The sequence below is a fragment of the Rhodococcus sp. 14-2483-1-1 genome, assembly GCF_002259335.1.
Classification (GTDB): Bacteria; Actinomycetota; Actinomycetes; order Mycobacteriales; family Mycobacteriaceae; genus Rhodococcoides.
This window is the reverse complement of record NZ_NPFX01000007.1, coordinates 294,448-314,563: the sequence shown is the minus strand read 5'-3', so window position 1 is coordinate 314,563 and position 20,116 is coordinate 294,448. Positions and strand designations below refer to the sequence as shown.

General features: G+C 64.1%; 22 protein-coding genes. 13 read left to right on the top strand and 9 right to left on the bottom strand.

What is annotated here, in order from left to right:
• On the top strand, positions 1 to 337 hold a 337-nt coding region (locus tag CH294_RS07830), incomplete at its 5' end, for an acyl-ACP desaturase (RefSeq protein WP_170944574.1).
• A 77-nt stretch (positions 338 to 414) separates the two neighbouring features.
• Complete coding sequence (locus CH294_RS07825; RefSeq protein ID WP_032405193.1) at positions 415 to 1,119, top strand: M50 family metallopeptidase; 705 nt, start codon at positions 415 to 417, stop codon at positions 1,117 to 1,119.
• Positions 1,120 to 1,126: 7 nt separating this feature from the next.
• Here CH294_RS07825 and CH294_RS07820 read toward each other — a convergent pair whose 3' ends face one another.
• Positions 1,127 to 1,609: a YdeI/OmpD-associated family protein gene (locus tag CH294_RS07820; protein ID WP_170944627.1), complete on the bottom strand. Its 483-nt coding sequence runs from the start codon at positions 1,607 to 1,609 to the stop codon at positions 1,127 to 1,129.
• Positions 1,610 to 1,725: 116 nt separating this feature from the next.
• On the opposite strand from CH294_RS07820, the gene CH294_RS07815 reads away from it, so the two are divergent.
• Positions 1,726 to 2,328: a YdeI/OmpD-associated family protein gene (locus CH294_RS07815; protein WP_094737538.1), complete on the top strand. Its 603-nt coding sequence runs from the start codon at positions 1,726 to 1,728 to the stop codon at positions 2,326 to 2,328.
• 225 nt (positions 2,329 to 2,553) lie between these two features.
• Positions 2,554 to 3,021 carry a GNAT family N-acetyltransferase gene (locus CH294_RS07810; RefSeq protein WP_094737537.1) on the top strand — a complete coding sequence of 156 codons (468 nt, stop codon included), beginning with the start codon at positions 2,554 to 2,556 and terminating at the stop codon, positions 3,019 to 3,021.
• A gap of 74 nt (positions 3,022 to 3,095) precedes the next feature.
• Here CH294_RS07810 and CH294_RS07805 read toward each other — a convergent pair whose 3' ends face one another.
• Positions 3,096 to 4,499: a GntP family permease gene (locus tag CH294_RS07805; RefSeq protein ID WP_094617114.1), complete on the bottom strand. Its 1,404-nt coding sequence runs from the start codon at positions 4,497 to 4,499 to the stop codon at positions 3,096 to 3,098.
• 137 nt (positions 4,500 to 4,636) lie between these two features.
• On the opposite strand from CH294_RS07805, the gene CH294_RS07800 reads away from it, so the two are divergent.
• The 6 genes from CH294_RS07800 (at position 4,637) to CH294_RS07775 (ending at position 9,644) form a co-directional block, all read left to right on the top strand.
• Entirely contained in the window at positions 4,637 to 5,593 is a 957-nt protein-coding gene (locus CH294_RS07800; protein WP_052058331.1) for a lysophospholipid acyltransferase family protein, read from the top strand.
• Positions 5,594 to 5,689: 96 nt separating this feature from the next.
• Positions 5,690 to 6,685 (top strand): ABC transporter ATP-binding protein, encoded by a 996-nt coding sequence (locus CH294_RS07795; protein ID WP_094737536.1) that lies wholly within the window; start codon positions 5,690 to 5,692, stop codon positions 6,683 to 6,685.
• On the top strand, positions 6,682 to 7,437 hold the full coding sequence (locus tag CH294_RS07790; RefSeq protein ID WP_094608715.1) for an ABC transporter permease: 756 nt from the start codon (positions 6,682 to 6,684) through the stop codon (positions 7,435 to 7,437). The genes CH294_RS07795 and CH294_RS07790 overlap by 4 nt, the downstream gene beginning before the upstream one ends.
• Before the next feature lie 102 nt (positions 7,438 to 7,539).
• Positions 7,540 to 8,025 carry a hypothetical protein gene (locus CH294_RS07785; protein WP_094703174.1) on the top strand — a complete coding sequence of 162 codons (486 nt, stop codon included), beginning with the start codon at positions 7,540 to 7,542 and terminating at the stop codon, positions 8,023 to 8,025.
• Between the two features lie 57 nt (positions 8,026 to 8,082).
• Positions 8,083 to 8,817, top strand: coding sequence for a 1-acyl-sn-glycerol-3-phosphate acyltransferase (locus CH294_RS07780; RefSeq protein ID WP_032405199.1), 735 nt, complete (start codon positions 8,083 to 8,085; stop codon positions 8,815 to 8,817).
• Positions 8,818 to 8,885: 68 nt separating this feature from the next.
• A complete protein-coding gene (locus CH294_RS07775; protein ID WP_032396725.1) occupies positions 8,886 to 9,644 on the top strand; it encodes an SDR family oxidoreductase in 759 nt (252 codons plus the stop codon).
• 77 nt (positions 9,645 to 9,721) lie between these two features.
• Here CH294_RS07775 and CH294_RS07770 read toward each other — a convergent pair whose 3' ends face one another.
• From CH294_RS07770 to CH294_RS07750, 5 genes are all read right to left on the bottom strand, one after another.
• Positions 9,722 to 10,684 carry an SDR family oxidoreductase gene (locus tag CH294_RS07770; RefSeq protein ID WP_249305136.1) on the bottom strand — a complete coding sequence of 321 codons (963 nt, stop codon included), beginning with the start codon at positions 10,682 to 10,684 and terminating at the stop codon, positions 9,722 to 9,724.
• Positions 10,685 to 10,765: 81 nt separating this feature from the next.
• Positions 10,766 to 11,560, bottom strand: a complete 795-nt coding sequence (locus CH294_RS07765; RefSeq protein ID WP_094737535.1) for an SDR family oxidoreductase — start codon at positions 11,558 to 11,560, stop codon at positions 10,766 to 10,768.
• A gap of 115 nt (positions 11,561 to 11,675) precedes the next feature.
• The gene (locus CH294_RS07760) at positions 11,676 to 12,524 is read right to left on the bottom strand and encodes a 3-hydroxybutyryl-CoA dehydrogenase (RefSeq protein ID WP_283164495.1); all 849 of its coding nucleotides are present in this window, start codon (positions 12,522 to 12,524) and stop codon (positions 11,676 to 11,678) included.
• Positions 12,525 to 12,529: 5 nt separating this feature from the next.
• Positions 12,530 to 13,687 (bottom strand): acyl-CoA dehydrogenase, encoded by a 1,158-nt coding sequence (locus CH294_RS07755; RefSeq protein WP_032378347.1) that lies wholly within the window; start codon positions 13,685 to 13,687, stop codon positions 12,530 to 12,532.
• A 148-nt stretch (positions 13,688 to 13,835) separates the two neighbouring features.
• Complete coding sequence (locus tag CH294_RS07750; protein WP_032377491.1) at positions 13,836 to 14,483, bottom strand: TetR family transcriptional regulator; 648 nt, start codon at positions 14,481 to 14,483, stop codon at positions 13,836 to 13,838.
• A gap of 115 nt (positions 14,484 to 14,598) precedes the next feature.
• Between CH294_RS07750 and CH294_RS07745 the strand changes: the two genes are divergently transcribed.
• The 3 genes from CH294_RS07745 to CH294_RS07735 all read left to right on the top strand — a co-directional run bounded on the left by CH294_RS07745 (position 14,599) and on the right by CH294_RS07735 (position 18,208).
• Positions 14,599 to 14,943 (top strand): metalloregulator ArsR/SmtB family transcription factor, encoded by a 345-nt coding sequence (locus CH294_RS07745; RefSeq protein ID WP_032405201.1) that lies wholly within the window; start codon positions 14,599 to 14,601, stop codon positions 14,941 to 14,943.
• Positions 14,944 to 15,051: 108 nt separating this feature from the next.
• A complete protein-coding gene (locus CH294_RS07740; protein WP_094737533.1) occupies positions 15,052 to 16,749 on the top strand; it encodes a SulP family inorganic anion transporter in 1,698 nt (565 codons plus the stop codon).
• Positions 16,750 to 16,789: 40 nt separating this feature from the next.
• The gene (locus tag CH294_RS07735) at positions 16,790 to 18,208 is read left to right on the top strand and encodes an FGGY-family carbohydrate kinase (protein WP_094737532.1); all 1,419 of its coding nucleotides are present in this window, start codon (positions 16,790 to 16,792) and stop codon (positions 18,206 to 18,208) included.
• Positions 18,209 to 18,260: 52 nt separating this feature from the next.
• Here CH294_RS07735 and CH294_RS07730 read toward each other — a convergent pair whose 3' ends face one another.
• Positions 18,261 to 19,334, bottom strand: a complete 1,074-nt coding sequence (locus tag CH294_RS07730; RefSeq protein ID WP_032405204.1) for an SDR family oxidoreductase — start codon at positions 19,332 to 19,334, stop codon at positions 18,261 to 18,263.
• A gap of 46 nt (positions 19,335 to 19,380) precedes the next feature.
• Complete coding sequence (locus tag CH294_RS07725; RefSeq protein WP_170944635.1) at positions 19,381 to 20,106, bottom strand: sulfite exporter TauE/SafE family protein; 726 nt, start codon at positions 20,104 to 20,106, stop codon at positions 19,381 to 19,383.
• Between the last annotated feature and the right edge of the window lie 10 nt (positions 20,107 to 20,116).

Below are 20,116 nucleotides of genomic sequence, written 5' to 3'. Positions count from 1 at the left end.
GGACATCTCCCCCGATCAGACGCTGCAGGCCGTCTCGGACATCGTGACCAACTTCGTCATGCCCGGTGCCGGGATGCCGAACTTCCGCCGCAACGGTGTACTCATGGCCAAGCACGGCATCTACGACCTGCGTCAGCACCTCGAAGACGTCGTCTGGCCGGTGCTGCGCAAGTGGAACGTCTTCGAGCGCAACGACTTCACCGCACGCGGAGAGAACAAGCGCGAAGAACTCGCCGCGTTCCTCGAAGACCTCGAACGCCAAGCCACCAAGTTCGAGGAAATGCGAGACCGCTCCCTCGCCCGCGAACGCGCCAAAGCCGAAGCACGCGCGTCGTAGTGCCTGCGGCAGTGGTGCGGTTGAGCGCCACCGGCGGCACTTAGCCGCACCACTGCGGCGAAGCCGCATACTTGGGTGTGAACGAATTCTGGGACCGCATCTCCGCGGTGAGTCCTGATCCACCGGTGTGGATCGTCCAAGTTGCGGCTCTGGTTGCACTCGTCATCGTCGTACTGCCGCAGACGTGGCGGATCGCGCGCAACGTGGTCACCATTGCGCACGAGGGTGCGCACTTGTTCGTCGCGCTGATCACCGGTCGACAGCTGATGGGGCTGCGACTGCACTCCGATACCTCCGGCGTCGCGATCTCGAAGGGCAAGCCCACCGGCCTCGGCGTCATCGCGATGACCTTCGCAGGTTACGTGGGGCCGTCGCTGCTCGGACTCGGTGCTGCGTTCGTGCTAGGCACTCAGCATGCGGTCGCTGTGCTGTGGATCGGTGTCATCTCGATTGCATTGATGCTGTTGATGATTCGCAACATCTACGGCTTGCTGTCACTCGTCGTCGTCGGTGCTGCACTGTTCGTGGTGTCCTGGTGGGGTACCGGCGAACAGCAGGTCGCAGCGGCGTATTTCATCACGTTCTTCCTGTTGATCGCCGGCCCGCGGCCCGTTCTCGAACTGCAGAAATCACGCAGCGCCGGACGGGCACGGGATTCCGACGCCGATCAACTCGCCCGACTGACCTTCCTGCCCGGCATCGTCTGGGTCGGATTGTTCCTGCTCGTCACCGTCGGCTCATTGGCCCTGGGCGCGTGGCGAATTCTTGTTCCGGTGCAGTGACGGTAGGTCAGCTGTCGGTCTGCTGATTCGCCGTCAACGACCCCACCAGTCGCGCTATGCGCTCTGCGCGGGTCCGAGGTCTCGCAGCGTTGTCGATCGGCATCAACAACTGACGCCGTTCGCTCGCCCGCCTTCGTTCCCATGCGGCCGTGCAGTGTGCGTCTTCCATCGCTCGAGCCAGGTCCTCGGGGACCGGCACCAGATCGGGGTCGGCCGGCTCGAATTCGCACGACACCAGATCGCCGGCAGCGACGCCCAGTCGGCGTTGTAGCCCCGCCCCGACGTAGACGAAGGATCCGGGCATCACATCCGGATCCGCCTTGTTGATACCGAGATTGAGGCTGAGTCCGTCGATCGAACCGTCGATCCGGCGCGTCGGCCAACGCATCGCTGCCTCGACCAATCGAGTCGGAATGTGGATGATCGTGTACGTGCTCTTCCCCCACGTCAACGGCTCGAGCACTCCGTCGAATCGAATGCGGTCACTCACGATTGCCTCGCATCGCCGACACATCGCTGGAGGGAATTTCGCCCACGATCGCAGCATAATCGAGTGGCGTCGCCGAGACAGCGACGGACTTTCGAGTCGACGGAGGAAGGCCCCACATGGCCGTCATGGACGATGCTCCCCGAGTGCATGCGGAAACACGCGAGCAATGGCGGACATGGCTGATCGCACATCACGGAACAAAGGAATCCGTGTGGCTGGTGTCGTGGAAGAAGGCCACCGGAAGACCGGCGGTCAGCTACGACGACGCCGTCACGGAAGCACTCGCGGTGGGGTGGGTCGACAGTCGACCCCGCAAGCTCGACGACGAGCGCACGATGTTGTATTTCTCGCCCCGGAAACCCACTAGTGCATGGTCGCGTCCCAACAAGATTCGCATCGAGGCCCTTCGTGAAGCAGGCCTGATGCTTCCGGCGGGGGAGCGAGCCGTCGAGGCTGCCGTGGCCAACGGAGCATGGACCGTACTCGACGAGGTCGAGGATCTGATCGTTCCCGAGGATCTTGCGGCTGCATTCACCGAATATGTTGATGCGGAGCATAATTGGATCCAGTTTCCGCCGTCCGCGCGTCGCGGGATTCTGGAGTGGATCGTGACTGCCAAGCGGCCCGAGACCCGAGCCGCTCGTGTGCACGAGACTGCGCGGCTCGCATCGATCGGCGAGCGCGCAGCCCGATGGCAACCCAAGCGCGACGCACTATGACAGCCGGGGTCGCCGACTGTCACGAGCGAAGCGATCCTCGAAAGACTATGTTCAGCAGGTGGCGTCGCGCCTCGGTCGGCGATACCTGATCTCCAGCACGTGACGAGTCATCGAAGTGATCCCCGCGATGACAAGACCGGCCGCTGCCTAGCGAGACACTTAGGGCTAGGGCGTGTTGGTGATACCTGTCGAGGGTCGGCGCGACCCCGCTGTAAGACTGGCGACATGTCGATCACACTCGTCCCGATCACTGTTCAACGGTTTCCCTCATGGCTGAAACGGAGCCAGAGCGAGTACAAGACGGACCTGATCGCTACAGGTGAGACGCCACGCGCCGCTGAAGAGCACTCCAGTGATGCCCTCGCGCATGCTTTCCCAGAGGGTGCTCCCACCCCGGGTAACACTGTGTTCGACCTCGTTGACGACACCGGCCAGATCGTCGGGTACCTCTGGATTGGCCGTGACAACTCGGACGACGCCAGCTCGTGGTGGGTTTGGGATGTCCTGGTCGAGCCAGAGCACCGAGGCCAGGGCTACGGGCGAGCAGCGATGCAGCTCGCCGAGGACCATGCACGTGCGAAGGGTGCGCGGACGCTGGGACTGAGCGTGTTCGGTTTCAATTCGGTCGCGCGCGGGATGTACGAGTCAGCCGGTTATGAAACCACAAGTGTGAAGATGCGCAAGCAGCTCTGAACCTCGTGCTTGTCGTAGCAACGTTCGACGACATGCATCCGCGGTAGCGCCCGTGCTGCTTGTGGCCGAAGCCGCTAGAACACCACCCACAGCAGTGACGCTACGGCGAAGATCGCCAGTCCCAGTGTCGTTTCCATGACGGTCCAGGTCTTGAGGGTCGTTTTCTCGTCCATGCCGAAGAAGCGGCTGACGAGCCAGAAGCCGGAATCGTTGACGTGGGAGAGCACGGTGGCTCCGGCGGCCAGTGCGAAGACCAGCAGCGCGATCTTGAAGTTGCTCAGATCCAGCTCGGCGACCTGCACCGAGATCAACCCAGCCGTGGTGGTGAGAGCGACGGTGGCCGAACCCTGCGCGACGCGTAGCGCGGTGGCGATCAGGAAGGCCTGCAGCAGAATCGGCAGCCCGATGTCGGACAACGACGCCGTCAGGGATTGCCCGATACCGCTGGCTCGCAGCACTCCACCGAACATGCCGCCTGCACCGGTGATCAGGATGATCGAGCAGATCGGTCCGAGGGCCTGGTCCATGTACTTGGCACCCTCGGCCACCGGGAAGCGTCCGGGCGCGAGGATGAACAGCGCCAGCAGCAAGGTGATCAGCAGCGCGATGGGCGTCTGGCCGATGAGAGTCAGGGCAGCAGCCCAGGTTTCGTCTCCGGTCAGTACACCGGAGGTGGTCAGAGTGTTGACGACGGTGTTGAGCGATATCAGCACCAGTGGTGTCAGCAGGATGAGAAGCACCGCACCGAACTTCGGGGCCGGGTCGCGGAGCGCGGCCATCTCCTTGTCGTGTTCCTCGGTGTTCTGCGATCCGTCCGCGAAGAGGTCTGCGGGCATGGTGACGAATCGTTTGCCGAGCTGGGTACCGACGAGGTACGAGCCGACGAACCAGGAGACGACGGCGACGGGAACGCCGATGAGCAGTACCGAACCGATGTCTCCGCCGAGCAGTTCGGTGGCAGCGACCGGGCCGGGGTGCGGCGGGACGATGGCGTGCATCGCGGCAAAGGCCCCCGCGGTGGGGAGGGCGTACAGCAGAACCGATCCGCCGAACCGTTTGGCAACGGTGAAGATGATCGGCAGAAAGACGACGAGACCGGCATCGAAGAAGATGGGGAAGCCGAAGATGAGTGCGGCTACACCGAGTGCGAGTGGTGCCCGTTTGGCGCCGAACCGGTTGATCAGGGTATCGGCCAATACTTGTGCGCCACCAGTGATTTCGAGCAGACGCCCGACCATCACGCCCAGTGCCACCAGTAGCGCGACCGATCCGAGCGTGGAACTGAACCCGGAGAGCAACGCATCGGGGACGTCGGCAAGTGGGATTCCCGCGGCGACGGCGGTGACCGCGCTGACCAGGACCAGGGAGACGAAGGCGTGCAGTTTCACCTTCATGATGAGGAAGAGCAGGATTGCCACGGCTGCGGCGGCGATCAGCAGCAGTGCCGTCGTGCCGTAGGCCGGTTCGATCGGATCCATCGGTGTACCTCGTTCGTTCGGCTCGAATTTCGACCATAACGGACAGGTGGGACGTCGCGTGGGGTAACGAGCGCTGGTTGTCGGTCGGCGGTGGGCGGGTGGAGTACCGTGCGGGTATGAGTGATGGGGATCACGTAATGGGTGGGGACGGCACCGGAGCGTCGACGGAGGAGTCGACGAAGGAGCAGTTGCGCGAGCAGGCACAGCGTTACGCGGCGGCGGCCCGGCTGAAGATGAAGGAACGCCGCGAGAAGGCCTCCGGTGGTCTCGGAGGGGTGGTTGCCGAGCGCGCGGGCGGCTGGGACCTCGACGATCAGAACACAGTGGCGATGGACCGTCAGCAAAAGCTCTGGAACGGAGTGATGGACCGTTATTTCCGGATGGAGATCGACGGGTGGGAGACCATTCCCGAGTCGCCGGTTCTCGTCGTCGGGGTGCATTCGGGTGCGCCGTTCGTGTGGGATGCATGGACCGTCGGCGCCCAGTGGTGGCGACACTTCGGCGAGAAGCGAATTCTGCACGGCACCGCGCACGATGCACTGATGGCGTTTCCGTTGATCGGCAAAGTCTTTCGATCCATGGGTGTGCTTCCTGCTGCGCCGGACTCGATGTCGACGGCACTGGCCGAGGGTCGGGACGTCATCGTGTGGCCGGGCGGTGAGGTCGATTCGCTGCGGCCATGGAGCAAGCGCGACGAGGCGACGCTCGGTGGCCGAACCGGCTTCATCAAGCTCGCCATTCGGATGGGCGTACCCATCGTTCCGGTGGCAACAGTGGGCGGCGCCGACGCCATGCCGGTACTCATTCGCGGCGACAAGCTGTCGAAAGCGTTGAAGCTGGACAAGATTGCGCGGTTGAAAGTCTTTCCGATCGCGATCTCGCTTCCCTGGATCATTGCGCCCGCGGCGCTCCCGCAGATTCCGTTGCCCGCGAAGATCCGTACCCGTTTCATGCCGCCGATCGAACTCGACCACGATCCGGCACTGTGCGACGACGAGGCCTACGTCGACGCGAAGTACGAGGAGGTGCGCTCGAGCATCCAATCCGGGATGGATGCCCTGGCCCGCAAGCGAAAGTTCCCCGTCTTCGGTTGATGTCGGCTGTCCTGGCAACGCGGACCGAAGCTGACCGCGATCGTTCCTAACGTCTTTCTCGTACGGATTCACTCAGTGCGACGAGGGGCGTCACAGATGATCGAAACATCGGGACTGACCAAGACTTTTCGGCAGGGCAAGAAGACCGTGGAGGCGGTGCGTGGCATCGATCTGACGATCGGTGAGGGAGAGCTGGTGGCTCTTCTCGGCCCGAACGGGGCCGGCAAGTCGACCACTCTGCGCATGTTGACGACGTTGCTCGAACCGACGTCGGGCTCGGCGCGGATCGCCGGATTCGATGTGGCGAAGGATCGGGACCGTGTGCGACGCAGTCTCGGCTACGTCGGCCAGGGCAACGGTGCGGGGCACAATCAGCGCGTCCGAGACGAACTGGTGGTGCAGGGATTGTGCTACGGCATGACGCGTCGACGATCAGGTAGTCGCGCAGACGAATTGATCGAGGCACTCGAACTCGGCGAGCTCGCGGGTCGCACTGTGTCCACGCTGTCCGGTGGGCAGCGGCGTCGACTCGACATCGCGTTGGGGTTGGTGCACCGGCCACCGTTGCTGTTTCTCGACGAACCGACCACCGGTATGGACCCGCAGAGCCGAGCGAATCTCTGGGATCACATTCTGCGGCTCAGGCGGGAGATGGGCACCACCATCGTGCTCACCACGCACTACCTCGACGAGGCCGATTCGATGGCCGAGCGGGTGATCGTCGTCGATCGCGGCACCGTCATCGCCGACGACACCGCCACGGCCCTCAAATCGGAACTGGCCGGTGATCTGATCGTCCTCACCGCGTCCGACGCGTCGGCGCTGAGTGCGCTCCTGGGCGGTGTTGCCGGAGTCAGAGACGTGACGGTTGCGGGTTCGCGGTTGAACATTCGGGTCGAGCGAGCCGAGGTGGTTCTTCCGGATCTCCTGCGGCTCAGCGAGTCTCACGGAATCACGGTGCACACGGCGGACATGACGCGACCTACCCTCGACGATGTGTTCCTCGGCCTCACCGGGCGCAGCCTTCGGGAGAGCGCCGCAGCGGGCAGCTCTTCCCTCGAAACTGCAAGCGCGGCAGGAGAACTCCGATGAACGTACTCTCGGGAAGCGCCTTGGTGATGGGCCGCGAACTGCGGCCGATGGTGCGCGATCCGTTCACCGTCATCTTCAGTCTGGTGCAGCCACTGATTCTGCTGGCGCTGTTCGGCCCGCTTCTCACCGAGGTCCCAGGTCTCGGCAGCGGGAGTGTGTGGGACTGGTTCGTTCCAGGGGTGCTCGCAATGATCACCATCTTCGGGACGTCGATGACGGGCTCGAACCTGCTGGCCGAATTGCAGCAGGGTTCACACGAACGGATGTTGGTGACGCCGCTGCCGAGGTCGTCTCTGCTCGTCGGCCGCGCGTTCAAGGAAATGGTGCCGTTGGCCGCTCAAGCCGTGCTGATCGTCCTGGTGGCACTGCCGCTCGGGTTGTCGGTGAATCCCGTCGGCGCGGTCGTGGGAATCGTGCTGCTCGGTGTGTTCGGTGTCGGGCTCGGCGCGTTGTCCTACACGCTGGCTTTGGCTGTGCGCGGACAGGATTGGGTGTTCTGGTCCATCCAGCAGACATTGATGTTCCCCCTGCTCATCCTCTCGGGCACCATGCTTCCGCTGACCGCGGCCCCGGGATGGATGCAGTTCTTGGTGAACATCAACCCCCTCGGGTATCTGGTCGACGCCGAGCGTGCACTGTTCGCGGGCGAGTTCACCAATTCGACGGTGACGGCAGGTGTCGTTGCTGCCGCGGCCACTGCGGCGGTCGGACTTGCCGTCGGAATCCGGGCTATGGGTTCCTCGCGGGTGTGAGGCCGGCTCGAACCGTTCGCGCTGCTCACAGCGCTGCACAACTGAGCACTCGAGCGCAGACTGGCAGTCGTCCAGGCAGGGTTCACGAGGAGTGCAACGCCGATGAACAGTCGATCGACCATAGGATGCGCGGTAGTTGTCCTCGCTCTCGCGGGGTGTTCGTCCACAGAAGAGAACCCGTCCACCACGGCTGAGCAGCCGGCCGCAACATCGGTGGAATCCGTGCAATCGGTGGAAGCGGATTCGGGTGAGTCGGACTTCTGCACGCTGTACGCCACCCAGGTGGCACAGGGTCTGGCCAACCTGCGGGAAGCAGAGGCGGGTGGTGTCGAGGTGGCCGAATCCATTGCCGCAGAACTCGCGACGAAGGCCCCGGTGACACAGTCGGAGCTGCAGGCCGTCGCTCCACCGGAGCCGTTGGCGTGGCTACAGGCCATGGAGGAGGCCGACGCCAAGGGTGCGGCCGGCGACTTCAGCGCGATGGATGGTGTGTTCGAGAACCTCACCCTCCTCACCGATTGGTCGATCGCGAACTGCGGTCCCGAGTACGCGCCGATCTTCACCGAATACAAGGCGATCATCGGGTAGGCGATACGAAGGAGGCTTCGGCCCCGGCGGCACAGTTCGAACCACTAAGCTCGGTTCATGGATCGGCCAGCGGTAATTCTCGAGAACGATGTGACGGTGTACGACTTCTACCTGCGTCACCAGCAGAATCGTCAGGTCGCGAGGCTGGCGTACGCCACCTTGGCCAGGCGCTTCCGCCCGCGGGTGTCGTATCCCGACGGTGCCCGTGAGGAACTGCGTCGTCTGGTGTACGACAACACCCGTTTGCTCATCGCGGTCAATCATCTGACCGAGAACGATCCCTACACCCTCGCAGCGGCGGCCTGGGCGTCGCCGCTGCGTCCGGTGATCGGGCGTACGAGGGTACTGGCGAAGGACGAATTGTTCCAGGAACCCAAGCAGCGCAGGCGAATCGACATGATGGGCGGCATCCCCGTCTTCCGTGGCAAGAACCATGGCATGCGCGCCGTCAGCGCAGCAGGCAATCGCATGATGGACGTCAGTGCCGAGCGTATGAAGCGGGGCGACGACCTTGCAGTGTTCCCCGAGGGCACCTGCAACCTGGAGGATCCGACGACGGTGCAGCACGTCGGCAGCGGCATCGGCCACATCGCGCTGCGCGCACGCAAGCTCGGTGTCGAGCCGGTGCTGATCTGTATCGGGTTGAGCTACGGCCCTACGACGAAGGTCAAGCAGGCCAGCGTGTACATCGATACCCCCATCACCGAACTGCCCGAGAAGCCGATCGACATCACACGCGTGGTGGCTGAGGGAATGCAGAAGGCGCTCGACGGAGCGGTGGCTGCGTACTGACTGCGCCGCCGGGGTTGGTAGAAACAGATGACAGGTAATTCGATTCGGCGTGTTCCTAGGAGATATTCGTGAGCGATCAGATCAAGACGGCCATCGTCACCGGTAGTGCGCGTGGCATCGGCGCTGCGGTGGCGAAGCGGCTGGCCAAGGACGGTTTCGGAGTTGCCGTAGTGGACCTCGACGAGGCCGCGTGCAGCGACACCGTCGGCGCAATCCAAGCTGCTGGTGGGCAGGCAGTGGCCATCGGTGCCAACGTCGCCGACGAGGAATCGGTCCAGACTGCGGTCGATCGCATCGCGAGCGAGTTCGGTGCGCCGACCGTACTGATCAACAACGCCGGAATCACGCGCGACAACCTGCTGTTCAAGATGACGGTGCAGGACTGGGATTCCGTGCTCGGCGTACACCTGCGTGGATCGTTCCTGATGACCCGCGCGGTCCAGAAGCACATGATCGACGCCAAGTGGGGCCGCATCGTCAACTTGTCGAGCACGTCTGCCCTCGGCAACCGCGGCCAGGCCAACTACTCCGCTGCCAAGGCCGGCATGCAGGGATTCACCAAGACCCTTGCCATCGAACTCGGCAAGTTCGGCGTGACAGCCAACGCCATCGCCCCGGGATTCATCGAGACGGAGATGACAGCGGCGACTGCAGAGCGCGTCGGAATGCCGTTCGAGGACTTCAAAGCTGCTGCGGCGTCGCAGATTCCGGTCAATCGCGTCGGACACCCCGACGACATCGCGCACTTGGCCTCGTTCTTCGTCAGCGAGGGAGCGGGCTTCATCTCGGGCCAGGTCGTCTACGCAGCGGGTGGGCCGAAGGACTGACGTCTCCAGATGCGTGAATGGACCATTCACAAGCCCAGACGGGTGTGAATGGTCCATTCACGCAGAACGGATGTCGACTACGGCGTCGGCATGCCGCCGTTGACGTTCAATGTCTCGCCGGAGACGTAACCCGATTCGGCCGACGACAGGTAGACGTAGGCACCGGCGATCTCGGCGGGTTGCCCCGCACGTCCGAGCGGTGTCTCTTTGCCGAACTCCGGCAGCGCCGAGGTCGGCTGCCCGCCGGCTGCCTGCAGCGGTGTCCAGAACGGTCCCGGGGCAACAACATTGACGCGAATTCCCTTGGGTGCCAACTGCTGCGCGAGCGCCTTGCTGATGGTGTTGATGGCCATCTTCGTGGTCGCGTAATCCACCAAACCGGGTGAGGGTGTGTACGCCTGGATCGAACTGGTGTTGACGATGGTGGAACCAGCAGGCATGTGCGGCACCGCTTCCTGGATGATCCAGAACAATGCGTAGACGTTGGTCTTGAACGTCTGATCGAACTGCTCGGACGACAGGTCGGCCAGATCTTCGACGAACTGCTGCTTTCCGGCGACGTTGATCAGCAGGTCGAGGCCACCGAGCTCGTCGACGGCGGTGCGCACGATCCCACGCGCGGCCTGCTCGTCGGTGATATCTGCCGGTGCGAGGACTGCGGTGCGGCCGGCGTCGCGGACCAATTGCGCAACCTCCTGCGCGTCCATCTCTTCCGATGGTAGATAGTTGAGAACCACGTCGGCACCCTCGCGGGCGACGGCAATCGCTGCCGCACGGCCTATTCCGGAATCGGCACCGGTGACCAAGGCCTTACGGCCGGTCAGGCGGCCGGAACCGCGATAGCTGTCCTCACCGTGGTCGGCGAGGGGTTGAAGGTCTGCGGCCAGACCGGGCGGATCCTGATGCTGCTCAGGGAAGCCGTCCTGACGGTACTGCGTGACGGGGTTGGTGAAGGTGTACTGATCGCTCACTGTCGAATCGTCTCCGAATGCGGTGAAATGCGTGAAGAACCTCTGCTCGATTCCGTGTACTTCACGCATGCCCCGAACCGGTCGGCCACAAACTGTGACCGACCGGACAAGCTGTGTGCCGCAGGCAATGGCACGCGACGGGGCCGGAAGTCAGGGCAGAATCGAGTCGACGTAGCCGCCGTCGACTCGTAGAGCGCCCCCGGTGGTCGCGGACGCTTGCTCCGAACTCAGGTACACGATCATGTTTCCGATTTCCTTCGGCTCGATCAACCGTCCGATGAGCGATTGCGGACGATGTTCCTTCATGAATGTCGCCTGAGCCTCGTCCCACGGCAGATCGTCGCCGACGAGTTCTGCGACGAACTTCTCGACGCCCTCGGTGTGAGTGGGCCCGACGATCACGGAGTTGACCGTAACGCCAGTTCCTGCAGCAGCTTTCGCGAATCCGCGGGTCACCGCCAGCAGTGCGGTTTTCGTCATGCCGTAGTGGATCATTTCCTCGGGAATGACGACTGCAGAATCGCTGCAGATGTTCTGGATTCTGCCCCAGCCGGCTTCGGTCATCGCCGGCAAGTACGTTCTGATGAGTCTGATGGCCGAGAGCACGTTCACCTCGAAGTAGCGACGCCACTCGTCGTCGTCGATATCGAGGGCCGGCTTGGCTCCGAAGATTCCGAGGTTGTTCACCAGAATGTCGACCACAGGGACCGTGGCGAGCAGGGTCTCGACCCCGTCGGCCGTCGCGAGATCAGCTGCCACGACGATCACTCGTGCGCCGGGTACCTCGGTGAGCAGGTGTTCCTCGGCCGAATCGAGCGCGGATGCGCTGCGGCCGTTGAGCACGACGCGCGCACCGGCACGGGCCAATTCGGTGGCAATGGCCAATCCGATGCCTTGACTGGAGCCGGAGATCAATGCGGTTCGGCCGTCGAGATCGATGTTCATGGAGCCTCCCAGTGTTGTGGAACGACTCCAGTGTGCGCCTTTCGAAGACGTGAATGGTCCATTCACCGGCCCTGACGGGGGTGAATGGACCATTCACGCAGACTCCGGGGGACTGCTACGAGTACGTGTAGAAGCCCTTGCCGGTTTTGCGTCCCAGCATTCCCGCGCCCACCATGCGCTGCAGCAGCGGCGGCGGAGCGTAGTGCGGCTCACGGAACTCCGCGTAGAGCGACTCGGCCACCGCGAGGGTGACGTCGAGGCCGACGGTGTCGGTCAGACGCAGCGGACCCATGGGGTGAGCGCAACCGTTCACCATGCCCTCGTCGATGTCCTCGGCACTGGCGAAGCCGGACTCGAGCATGCGGATGGCCGAGACCATGTACGGGATGAGCAATGCGTTGACGATGAATCCGGCGCGATCTCCGGCGCGAATCGTCTTCTTGCCCAACGTGTTGCCCGCGTAATCCGTCACCGCGGACACTGTCTCTTCGCTGGTGAGCAAGCTGACGACGATCTCGACCAACGGAAGCACCGGCACCGGGTTGAAGAAGTGCACGCCGACCACCTTGTCGGGACGCTTCGTCGCGTTGGCCATCTTGATGACCGGGATCGACGAGGTGTTCGTGGCCAGGATTCCCTCGGGCTTGACGATGGAATCGAGCTTGCCGAACAGGTCGAGCTTGAGCGATTCGATCTCCGGTGCTGCCTCGACCACGAGGTCGCGGTCTGCGAAATCGTTGATGTCGAGCGTCAACGTGATTGCAGCACGGGCTTTCTCGGCCGCATCGGCTTCGATGCGGCCGGACTTGACGGCGCGAGCGAAGGACTTGTCCAGGCGAGCTTCTGCGGCGTCGGCCGTCGCCTGGCTCGTCTCGAGGATCAGTACGGAACTGCCGGAGCGAGCGCACATTTCGGCGATACCTGCACCCATGGTGCCGCCACCGATGACGCCTACGAGTTCGATGTCGCTCATTTGAGCAGCGCCCGCGACATGACGACACGCTGAATCTGGTTGGTGCCCTCGTAGATCTGGGTGATCTTGGCGTCGCGCATCATGCGCTCGACCGGGAAGTCGGTGGTGTACCCGGCGCCGCCGAAGAGCTGCACGGCGTCGGTGGTGACCTCCATGGCGACGTCCGAGGCGAAGCACTTCGCTGCTGCAGAGATGAAACCGAGGTTCTTCTCGCCGCGCTCGGCGCGGGCTGCGGAGCTGTAGACCATCAGGCGTGCGGCTTCGACCTTCATGGCCATGTCGGCGAGCATGAACTGCACGGCCTGGAAGCTCGAGATCGCGGTGCCGAACTGCTTGCGGTCCTTGGTGTACGCGATGGCAGCGTCGAGGGCGCCCTGTGCCAGGCCGACAGCCTGAGCGCCGATGGTGGGGCGGGTGTGATCGAGCGTTTCCAGGGCGGTCTTGAAGCCGGTGCCCGGTTCGCCGATGATGCGATCGCCGGGGACCTTGCAGTTCTCGAAGTACAGCTCGGCCGTCGGGGAGCCCTTGATGCCGAGCTTCTTCTCCTTGGGGCCGACGACGAATCCCTCGTCGTCCTTGTGCACGATGAACGCGGAGATGCCGTTGGCACCCTTGTCGGGGTCGGTCACGGCCATGACGGTGTACCAATCGGACTTGCCGCCGTTGGTGATCCAACACTTGGAGCCGTTGAGGATCCAGTCGTCACCGTCGGCCTTGGCGCGAGTACGCATTCCCGCTGCGTCGGAGCCCGCTTCCCGCTCGGACAGGGCGTACGACGCCATCGCGCCGCCTGCGAGTGACGGCAGGACCTGCTTCTTGAGTTCCTCGGAGCCCTTGAGGATCAGGCCCATCGTGCCGAGTTTGTTGACGGCGGGGATCAGCGAGGACGAGCCGCAGACGCGAGCGACTTCTTCGATGACGATGCAGGCTGCGACCGAGTCGGCACCCTGACCGTCGTATTCCTCGGGAACGTGGATGGCGTTGAAGCCGGAGGCGTTGAGGGCCTTCAATGCCTCTTCCGGGAAGCGTGAGTCCTCGTCCACCTCTTTGGCGTACGGAGCGATCTCCTTCTCCGACAGTGCCCGAATGGCCGCACGCAGTTCGTCGTGCTCCTCGGGCGATTGATACAGATCGAAGTCGGGATTTCCGGCCATATCGGCCACGCTCCTTGAATGTAGGGGGATCAGCACTGACCGATTAGGGCACTCAGTGCCAAGGATGCACCCATCGTACGTCTGCAGCTCGCTCGTTTCAAGGGTGGGTCCACGTTATGCGGCACTGAGTGCCACACCGTCGGGTGAGTCAGTCTGTTGTGTGATCGGCCAACGCGTCGACGACTTTCGCGACGGACATGCCCCGCGGGAACGACGCGACGACGATCTCGCCGAGGAATTGCGCGCGTACCTGCGCCAGCGCGGACCGCAGGTCGCTGACCGACGTGGGCAGGCCGTCGCGAATCATCCGTCGGAGGATGTAGTTGTGTGTTGCGGTCACCGAAGCCGAGAACTGCAGAATCTCCAGGTGCGAATGATCCGGCCGCACTCGCTGCAGATATTCGACGAACAGTCGGTCGTAGCGAAACACGGTGACGATCTCTCGATCGCGCAGCGCAGGGTTGCGGTGCACCACCTGATAGCGCAGGCGCGACATCTCCAGCCAGTCGGAGAATCGCTCGTACACCTGCTGCGCGGCGTCGCACACCGCCTGCCAGGGATCGCCTTCGTTCGAGTCGAGAAATGCGCCTGCCTGCTCGAGCAGTATTTCGTGATCGGCGAATACGACGTCTTCCTTGGCACGGAACTGACGAAAGAACGTCCGTCGCGAGATTCCGGCGGCTCCGGCTATGTCGTCCACCGTCGTCGACTCGTAGCCCTTGACCGAGAAGAGGTCGAGAGCCGCCGTGGCCACGGTCAGCCTGAAGTCGGTGGATTCGTCGGGTTCTCCGCGCATGTCAGTGAAGGTAGCGGAGTTTCGGTGAGGGCAGGGATAGCACTTGTCGCGTCGGCTGATTGCTAGTGTTCGCAAGTAGCCTGCCGCGCGGCGGTGGGTGGCACGGAGGGAAGTCATGGCCACGGATTCGAGTCGACCGCTGTACCGAATGAAGGCCGACTTCTTCAAGACGTTGGCGCATCCCGCACGCATTCGAGTGCTGGAGTTGTTGAGCGAACGCGAACACGCGGTGTCCGAGATGCTGCTCGAGGTGGGCATCGAACCGGCGAATCTGTCGCAGCAGTTGTCGATTCTGCGACGCGCGGGTCTCATCGAGGGAACTCGCGAGGGGCTGTCCGTGACGTACACGCTGACGTCGCCGAAAGTGGCAGACCTACTGGTGGTGGCTCGGGAGATCCTGTCCGGGGTGGTGGCCAACCAGGTAGAACAGCTGGACGGCGAGTCCGGATCGCGCACCTGACCCAGCGGTCCGAAACGGTGTCGAGCGTCTCCCTGTCGCGCTGATTCATTACTTGCTAAACTTAGCAATCAGCTAGATCAGGGTCGATGAGTTCTCAGAAAGCGTCGCATGTCCGAACCGACGAAACACACCCGCGCGAACGACGCCTTGATGGCCGTATCCGCGCTCCTGCCCCGGTGGAGCGAGTGGAAGCCCGCGTTCCGCGCTCCAGGCGCGGACCTGTTGGCAGGCCTGATCGTGGCGCTGGTCGCGTTGCCACTGGCCCTCGGATTCGGCGTCAGCACGGGGCTGGGTGCCGCAGCCGGCCTGACGACAGCGATCGTCGCCGGCGTCGTCGCCGCGGTATTCGGTGGCTCCCGCTTTCAGGTGTCGGGGCCTACCGGTGCCATGACGGTGGTACTCGTACCGATCGTCGCCGAGTACGGGCCAACCGGTGTGCTCGCCGTCGGGCTCATGGCCGGGGTCATTCTGCTGGCCCTCGCCGGTGCAGGCGTCGGCCGAGCCGTCCGATACATGCCCGCGCCCGTCATCGAAGGATTCACCGCAGGCATCGCCGTGGTCATTGCGCTGCAACAGGTTCCGGCTGCTCTGGGCATCACCGATGCCCACGGTGACAAGGTGTGGCAGTCGGCGTTCGACGCCGCCCGTCTGTTCGTCTCACACGCCAGTGTCCTGACCCCGGCCGTGGCTATCGCCGTGGCGATCGTCATGCTCGTCGGCGGCCGACTGGCACCAAAAATCCCGTTCTCCTTGGTCGCGGTCGCCGGAGCGACGGTGGCCACACAACTCTTCGACCTCGACATCGCCCGCATCGGCACCATTCCATCGTCGTTGTCCGCACCCAGCCTGAGCTTCTTCCACCTGGGCGACGTGACGGCGTTACTGGCTCCTGCCTGTGCCGTTGCCGCGCTGGCGGCCTTGGAATCGTTGCTGTCCGCCACCGCCGCGGACTCGATGGGCGTCGGCGCACGACACAACCCCGACCGGGAACTGTTCGGGCAGGGGCTCGCGAACATCGCCGCTCCTCTGTTCGGCGGGATTCCTGCCACGGGCGCCATCGCCCGGACTGCAGTCAACGTTCGATCCGGGGCCCGGACCAGGCTCGCCGCACTCACCCATGCGGTGATCCTTGCCGCGATCATGTACTCCGCCGCAGGGTTGGTGGCCGATATTCCACTCGCGGCCCTGGCGGGGGTGCTGCTGGCGACCACGGTGCGCATGGTCGAGACCGCATCCATCCGGGCGATCACCCGCGCAGGCCGCGGCGACACCGTGGTGATGTTGTCGACCTTCCTCGTCACGGTCGTCTTCGATCTGGTGACGGCAGTGGCTGTCGGGGTCGGGTTCGCTGCCGTCCTGGCCCTGCGTGCCGTCGCGCGATCCGCCACCGTGGAGCAGGTTCCCTTGGACGCACTCGACGCGGTCTCGGAGGAGGAAGGCGACCTGCTGCGCGAACACATCGTCGCGTATCGAATCGACGGCGCGTTGTTCTTCGGTGCCGCCCACAGCTTCCTGCTCGAACTTGCCGACGTCTCGGACGTGAAGGTGGTGATCCTGCGCATGTCGCGGGTGACCACAATCGATGCCACCGGGGCCATCGTCCTCAAGGACACCATCACCGAACTCGAACACCGCCACATCACAGTCCTGATCTCCGGAGCGAAGACCGAGCATCTGCGTCCTCTGACGGCGCTGGGCGTGTTCACCACCAAGGACGACGATGCTCGACGCGTCTTCGACACCACTCCGCAGGCCATCGCCTACGCGCGCACGCTGGTGACCGAGGCAACCACTCCTCGCGGGTAGGGTCGTAGATCACACTTGCGTAGGAAAGGACCAGCTCACCGTGGCTCTTGTTGCCGGAATCGACTCCTCCACCCAATCGTGCAAAGTTTTCGTTCGTGATGCCGAGTCGGGGGAGTTGGTCCGCCAGGGCCGAGCCGGTCATCCCGACGGCACCGAGATCGATCCGCAGCGGTGGAAAGATGCGCTGGACGAGGCGGTCGCCGATGCAGGCGGGCTCGACGACGTGGACGCGGTGTCGGTCGGTGCGCAGCAGCACGGCATGGTGTGCCTCGACGACGCGGGATCAGTGGTCCGTAAAGCGCTGTTGTGGAACGATACTCGGTCGGCGGAGGCCGCGACGGACTTGGTGTCGGAGTTGGGGAAAGAGACCGGCGTCGACGGCGGGCAGGCCTGGGCCGACGCCGTCGGAGTGGTTCCATTGGCCTCGATCACCGTCGCCAAGTTGCGATGGCTTGCCGACCACGAGCCGGAGAACGCCGATCGCACTGCGGCGGTGTGCCTTCCACACGATTGGCTGAGTTGGCAGCTCGGCGGGCCATCGGGGCTCGACGCCCTGGCCACCGACCGTGGCGACGCCAGCGGCACCGGCTACTTCTCGGCGGCGTCCGGCGAGTATCGAACAGATTTGCTGCAGTTGGGCTTTCGTGGTCGCAATCCATTGTTGCCCCGCGTGGCCGCGCCGAACGAGGCGATCGGCCGTACACCGGCCGGGGCACTGATCGGACCGGGGACCGGGGACAACGCCGCGGCAGCGCTTGCCCTTGATGCGCAGCCCGGTGACGTGATCGTGTCGGTGGGCACCTCCGGCGTCGTATCGGCCGTGACCTCGGTTGCGGCAGCCGACGGTTCGGGTCTCGTCGCCGGATTCGCCGACGCCACCGGCCGCCAGCTGCCGTTGGTGTGCACCCTCAACGCTGCCCGGGTGCTCGATGCCACGGCGCGGCTTCTGGGCGTAGATCATGACGAACTGTCTCGATTGGCGCTGTCGACGACCAGCGAAGGCCTGGTGTTGGTGCCGTACCTCGAAGGCGAGCGCACCCCCAACCGTCCCGATGCATCCGGTGCGATTCATGGCCTGCGACTGAACAATTCGACGCCGGGTCACCTGGCGCGGGCAGCAATCGAGGGACTGCTGTGCGGTTTGGCCGACGGCATCGATCACCTGCGTGCACAGGGGGTGCAGACGAAGCGGGTGCTGCTGATCGGCGGCGGCGCAAAATCTGCTGCGTTGCGGGAGCTTGCCCCGGCGATTCTCGGCGTTCCGGTGATCGTGCCCGAGCCGGGTGAATATGTCGCCGACGGAGCCGCGCGCCAGGCGGCGTGGACCCTGGCCGGGACCAGCGAGCCGCCGACCTGGGCGCAGGCAAAGTCGAAGACATACGAGGCAGACCCGACCCCGGCGGTGCGAGAACGCTACGCCGAGGTGCGGGATCTGACCGAGGGCACCACCGCCATGTGAGCGGAAACTCGTAGCCCACTACGAAGTTCCACTCACATGCGGCGCAGCCGCTCTAGGGAATCAGGCGCGCGTCTCGGTATCGCTGGATCACCGAGGCGATGGCATCGGGCGTGGATCGGAAGCCGAGGAAGCCGGCCTTCTTGGACTTGTTCATGTCGGTCAGGCATTCCATGTCGCGGCCGAGGTCGCCGTCGGTATGCCACCACGATGCCAGCCGGGAGACGTCGCTCTCCACCAGATCGTGCTTCTCCGCGATGCGCTTCCACGCAGCAGCCGCGTCGGACATGCGGGGTTCGAGGGGACGCGGTTCGGTGTCGAATCCCTCGGGCTCGACGCCGAAGTGTGCTGCGAACTGCGGCCACAGCCAGCGCCAGCGGAACACGTCACCGTTGGCGATGTTGAAGGCCTCGTTGTGCGCGTTGTCATCGGTTGCGGCCCATACCATCTGCTCGGCGAGCAGGTCGGCATCGGTGAGGTCGGTGAGCCCGTTCCATTGGGTCTCGGAACCGGGGAAGACGAACTTCTCGCCGAGTTCCTTGCAGATCGATGCGTACACGGACAGCGTCAGCATCATGTTCATCGCGTTGCCGACCGCGAAGCCGGAGATGGTGTGGGCGCGGTGCACGCTCCAACCGAATCCGAACTTCTCGGCACCGGCGAACAGTTCGTCTTCCTGCGCGTAGTAGAAGTTCGGGGTGTCGAGGCGGTCCTCGGTCTCGTGGAACGGCGTCTCGGCCATCACTGCCTCACCGTAGGCATCGAACGGTCCGAGGTAGTGCTTGAGTCCGGTCATCAGCGCGACGTGCTTCACCGACTCGAGGGGCCCGAGAACATTCAGCACATTGCGTAGGGTCGCCGAGTTGACCTCGATGTTCTCCTGCTCGGAGTCCTTCTTCATCCATGCGGTGAAGAACACGACCTCGGGGCGAACGTCCTTCAGAGCCTTCTCGAGCGAGGCCGGATCGAGCAGGTCCGCGGCCACCGGCACGACGCCGTCGACGGGGGTACTTCCGCTGCGACTCAGTCCGTAGGTGGTCCAGCCTGCATCGAGTGCGGCGTGGCACAGGGCCTGCCCGGAAATACCGGTGGCACCCACGATCAGCGCGCGCGTGGTGTTCGTAGTCATCGTGAGCGGTTACCCATTGCGACCGATGCAACACGTGACACGGCCCTCACATCAGGGCGAGTACCTGTTGTCCGACGAGAACGAGTGCGCCCGCAGTGGAGACGCTGATTGCGGTGATGCGCAGTCGTCGACGGTCGAGAACACGATTGACCACCCGCGAGAGCAGGAAACCGAGAACTGTGGCCGGGGCGAGGAACACGAACAGCGTCGCGGTATGGGCGTCCACTGCACCGGCCACCGCCAGTACCGCCAGCGAGATGAGTGATCCGACGAGGAAGAAGCAGCTCATGGTGCTGCGCAGTTCGGCTCCGGTGTTGCGTTGCCACACCAGGGCCATCGGCGGTCCGCCGATGGAGGTGGCCGTTCCCAGAATTCCCGACGCGGCCCCGGCCACCACCAGGTTTCGTCTGTGCGGCAACGGGACCCAGCCGAAGGAGGTCAGGGCGACGCCACCCAACACCACCAGTGCTAGCAGGATGGCCAATCCACGCTCGGGCAACAGGACGAGCAGCAGTGCTCCCACCGCCGATCCGGGTAGGCGACCGGCCAGCGCCCACCCCGCGCCCGAGAGGTCGAGGGCAGTGCGATCACGAACCAGAACGAGCACACTGACGACCACGGCGAGCATGATCAGCGTCGCGGGGATGAGGCCGGGGTCGACGATGGCCACGATGGGCGCGGCGAGCATGCCCATGCCGAATCCGATGGACGCCTGCATCGCCGATGCGAAGAAGATGGCCAGGGCGACGACGACGAATCCGGTGACGCTCAGGTCTGTCGCC

Bases quoted from the DNA above. Each gene is read 5' to 3' on its own strand.
- CH294_RS07795 (WP_094737536.1), top strand. From the start codon at position 5,690: ATGATCGAAACATCGGGACTGACCAAGACTTTTCGGCAGGGCAAGAAG.
- CH294_RS07770 (WP_249305136.1), bottom strand. From the start codon at position 10,684: ATGCGTGAAGTACACGGAATCGAGCAGAGGTTCTTCACGCATTTCACC.
- CH294_RS07780 (WP_032405199.1), top strand. From the start codon at position 8,083: ATGGATCGGCCAGCGGTAATTCTCGAGAACGATGTGACGGTGTACGAC.
- CH294_RS07745 (WP_032405201.1), top strand. From the start codon at position 14,599: ATGGCCACGGATTCGAGTCGACCGCTGTACCGAATGAAGGCCGACTTC.
- CH294_RS07790 (WP_094608715.1), top strand. From the start codon at position 6,682: ATGAACGTACTCTCGGGAAGCGCCTTGGTGATGGGCCGCGAACTGCGG.
- CH294_RS07755 (WP_032378347.1), bottom strand. From the start codon at position 13,687: ATGGCCGGAAATCCCGACTTCGATCTGTATCAATCGCCCGAGGAGCAC.
- CH294_RS07765 (WP_094737535.1), bottom strand. From the start codon at position 11,560: ATGAACATCGATCTCGACGGCCGAACCGCATTGATCTCCGGCTCCAGT.
- CH294_RS07750 (WP_032377491.1), bottom strand. From the start codon at position 14,483: ATGCGCGGAGAACCCGACGAATCCACCGACTTCAGGCTGACCGTGGCC.
- CH294_RS07800 (WP_052058331.1), top strand. From the start codon at position 4,637: ATGGGTGGGGACGGCACCGGAGCGTCGACGGAGGAGTCGACGAAGGAG.
- CH294_RS07730 (WP_032405204.1), bottom strand. From the start codon at position 19,334: ATGACTACGAACACCACGCGCGCGCTGATCGTGGGTGCCACCGGTATT.
- CH294_RS07740 (WP_094737533.1), top strand. From the start codon at position 15,052: ATGTCCGAACCGACGAAACACACCCGCGCGAACGACGCCTTGATGGCC.
- CH294_RS07810 (WP_094737537.1), top strand. From the start codon at position 2,554: ATGTCGATCACACTCGTCCCGATCACTGTTCAACGGTTTCCCTCATGG.
- CH294_RS07785 (WP_094703174.1), top strand. From the start codon at position 7,540: ATGAACAGTCGATCGACCATAGGATGCGCGGTAGTTGTCCTCGCTCTC.
- CH294_RS07815 (WP_094737538.1), top strand. From the start codon at position 1,726: ATGGCCGTCATGGACGATGCTCCCCGAGTGCATGCGGAAACACGCGAG.
- CH294_RS07805 (WP_094617114.1), bottom strand. From the start codon at position 4,499: ATGGATCCGATCGAACCGGCCTACGGCACGACGGCACTGCTGCTGATC.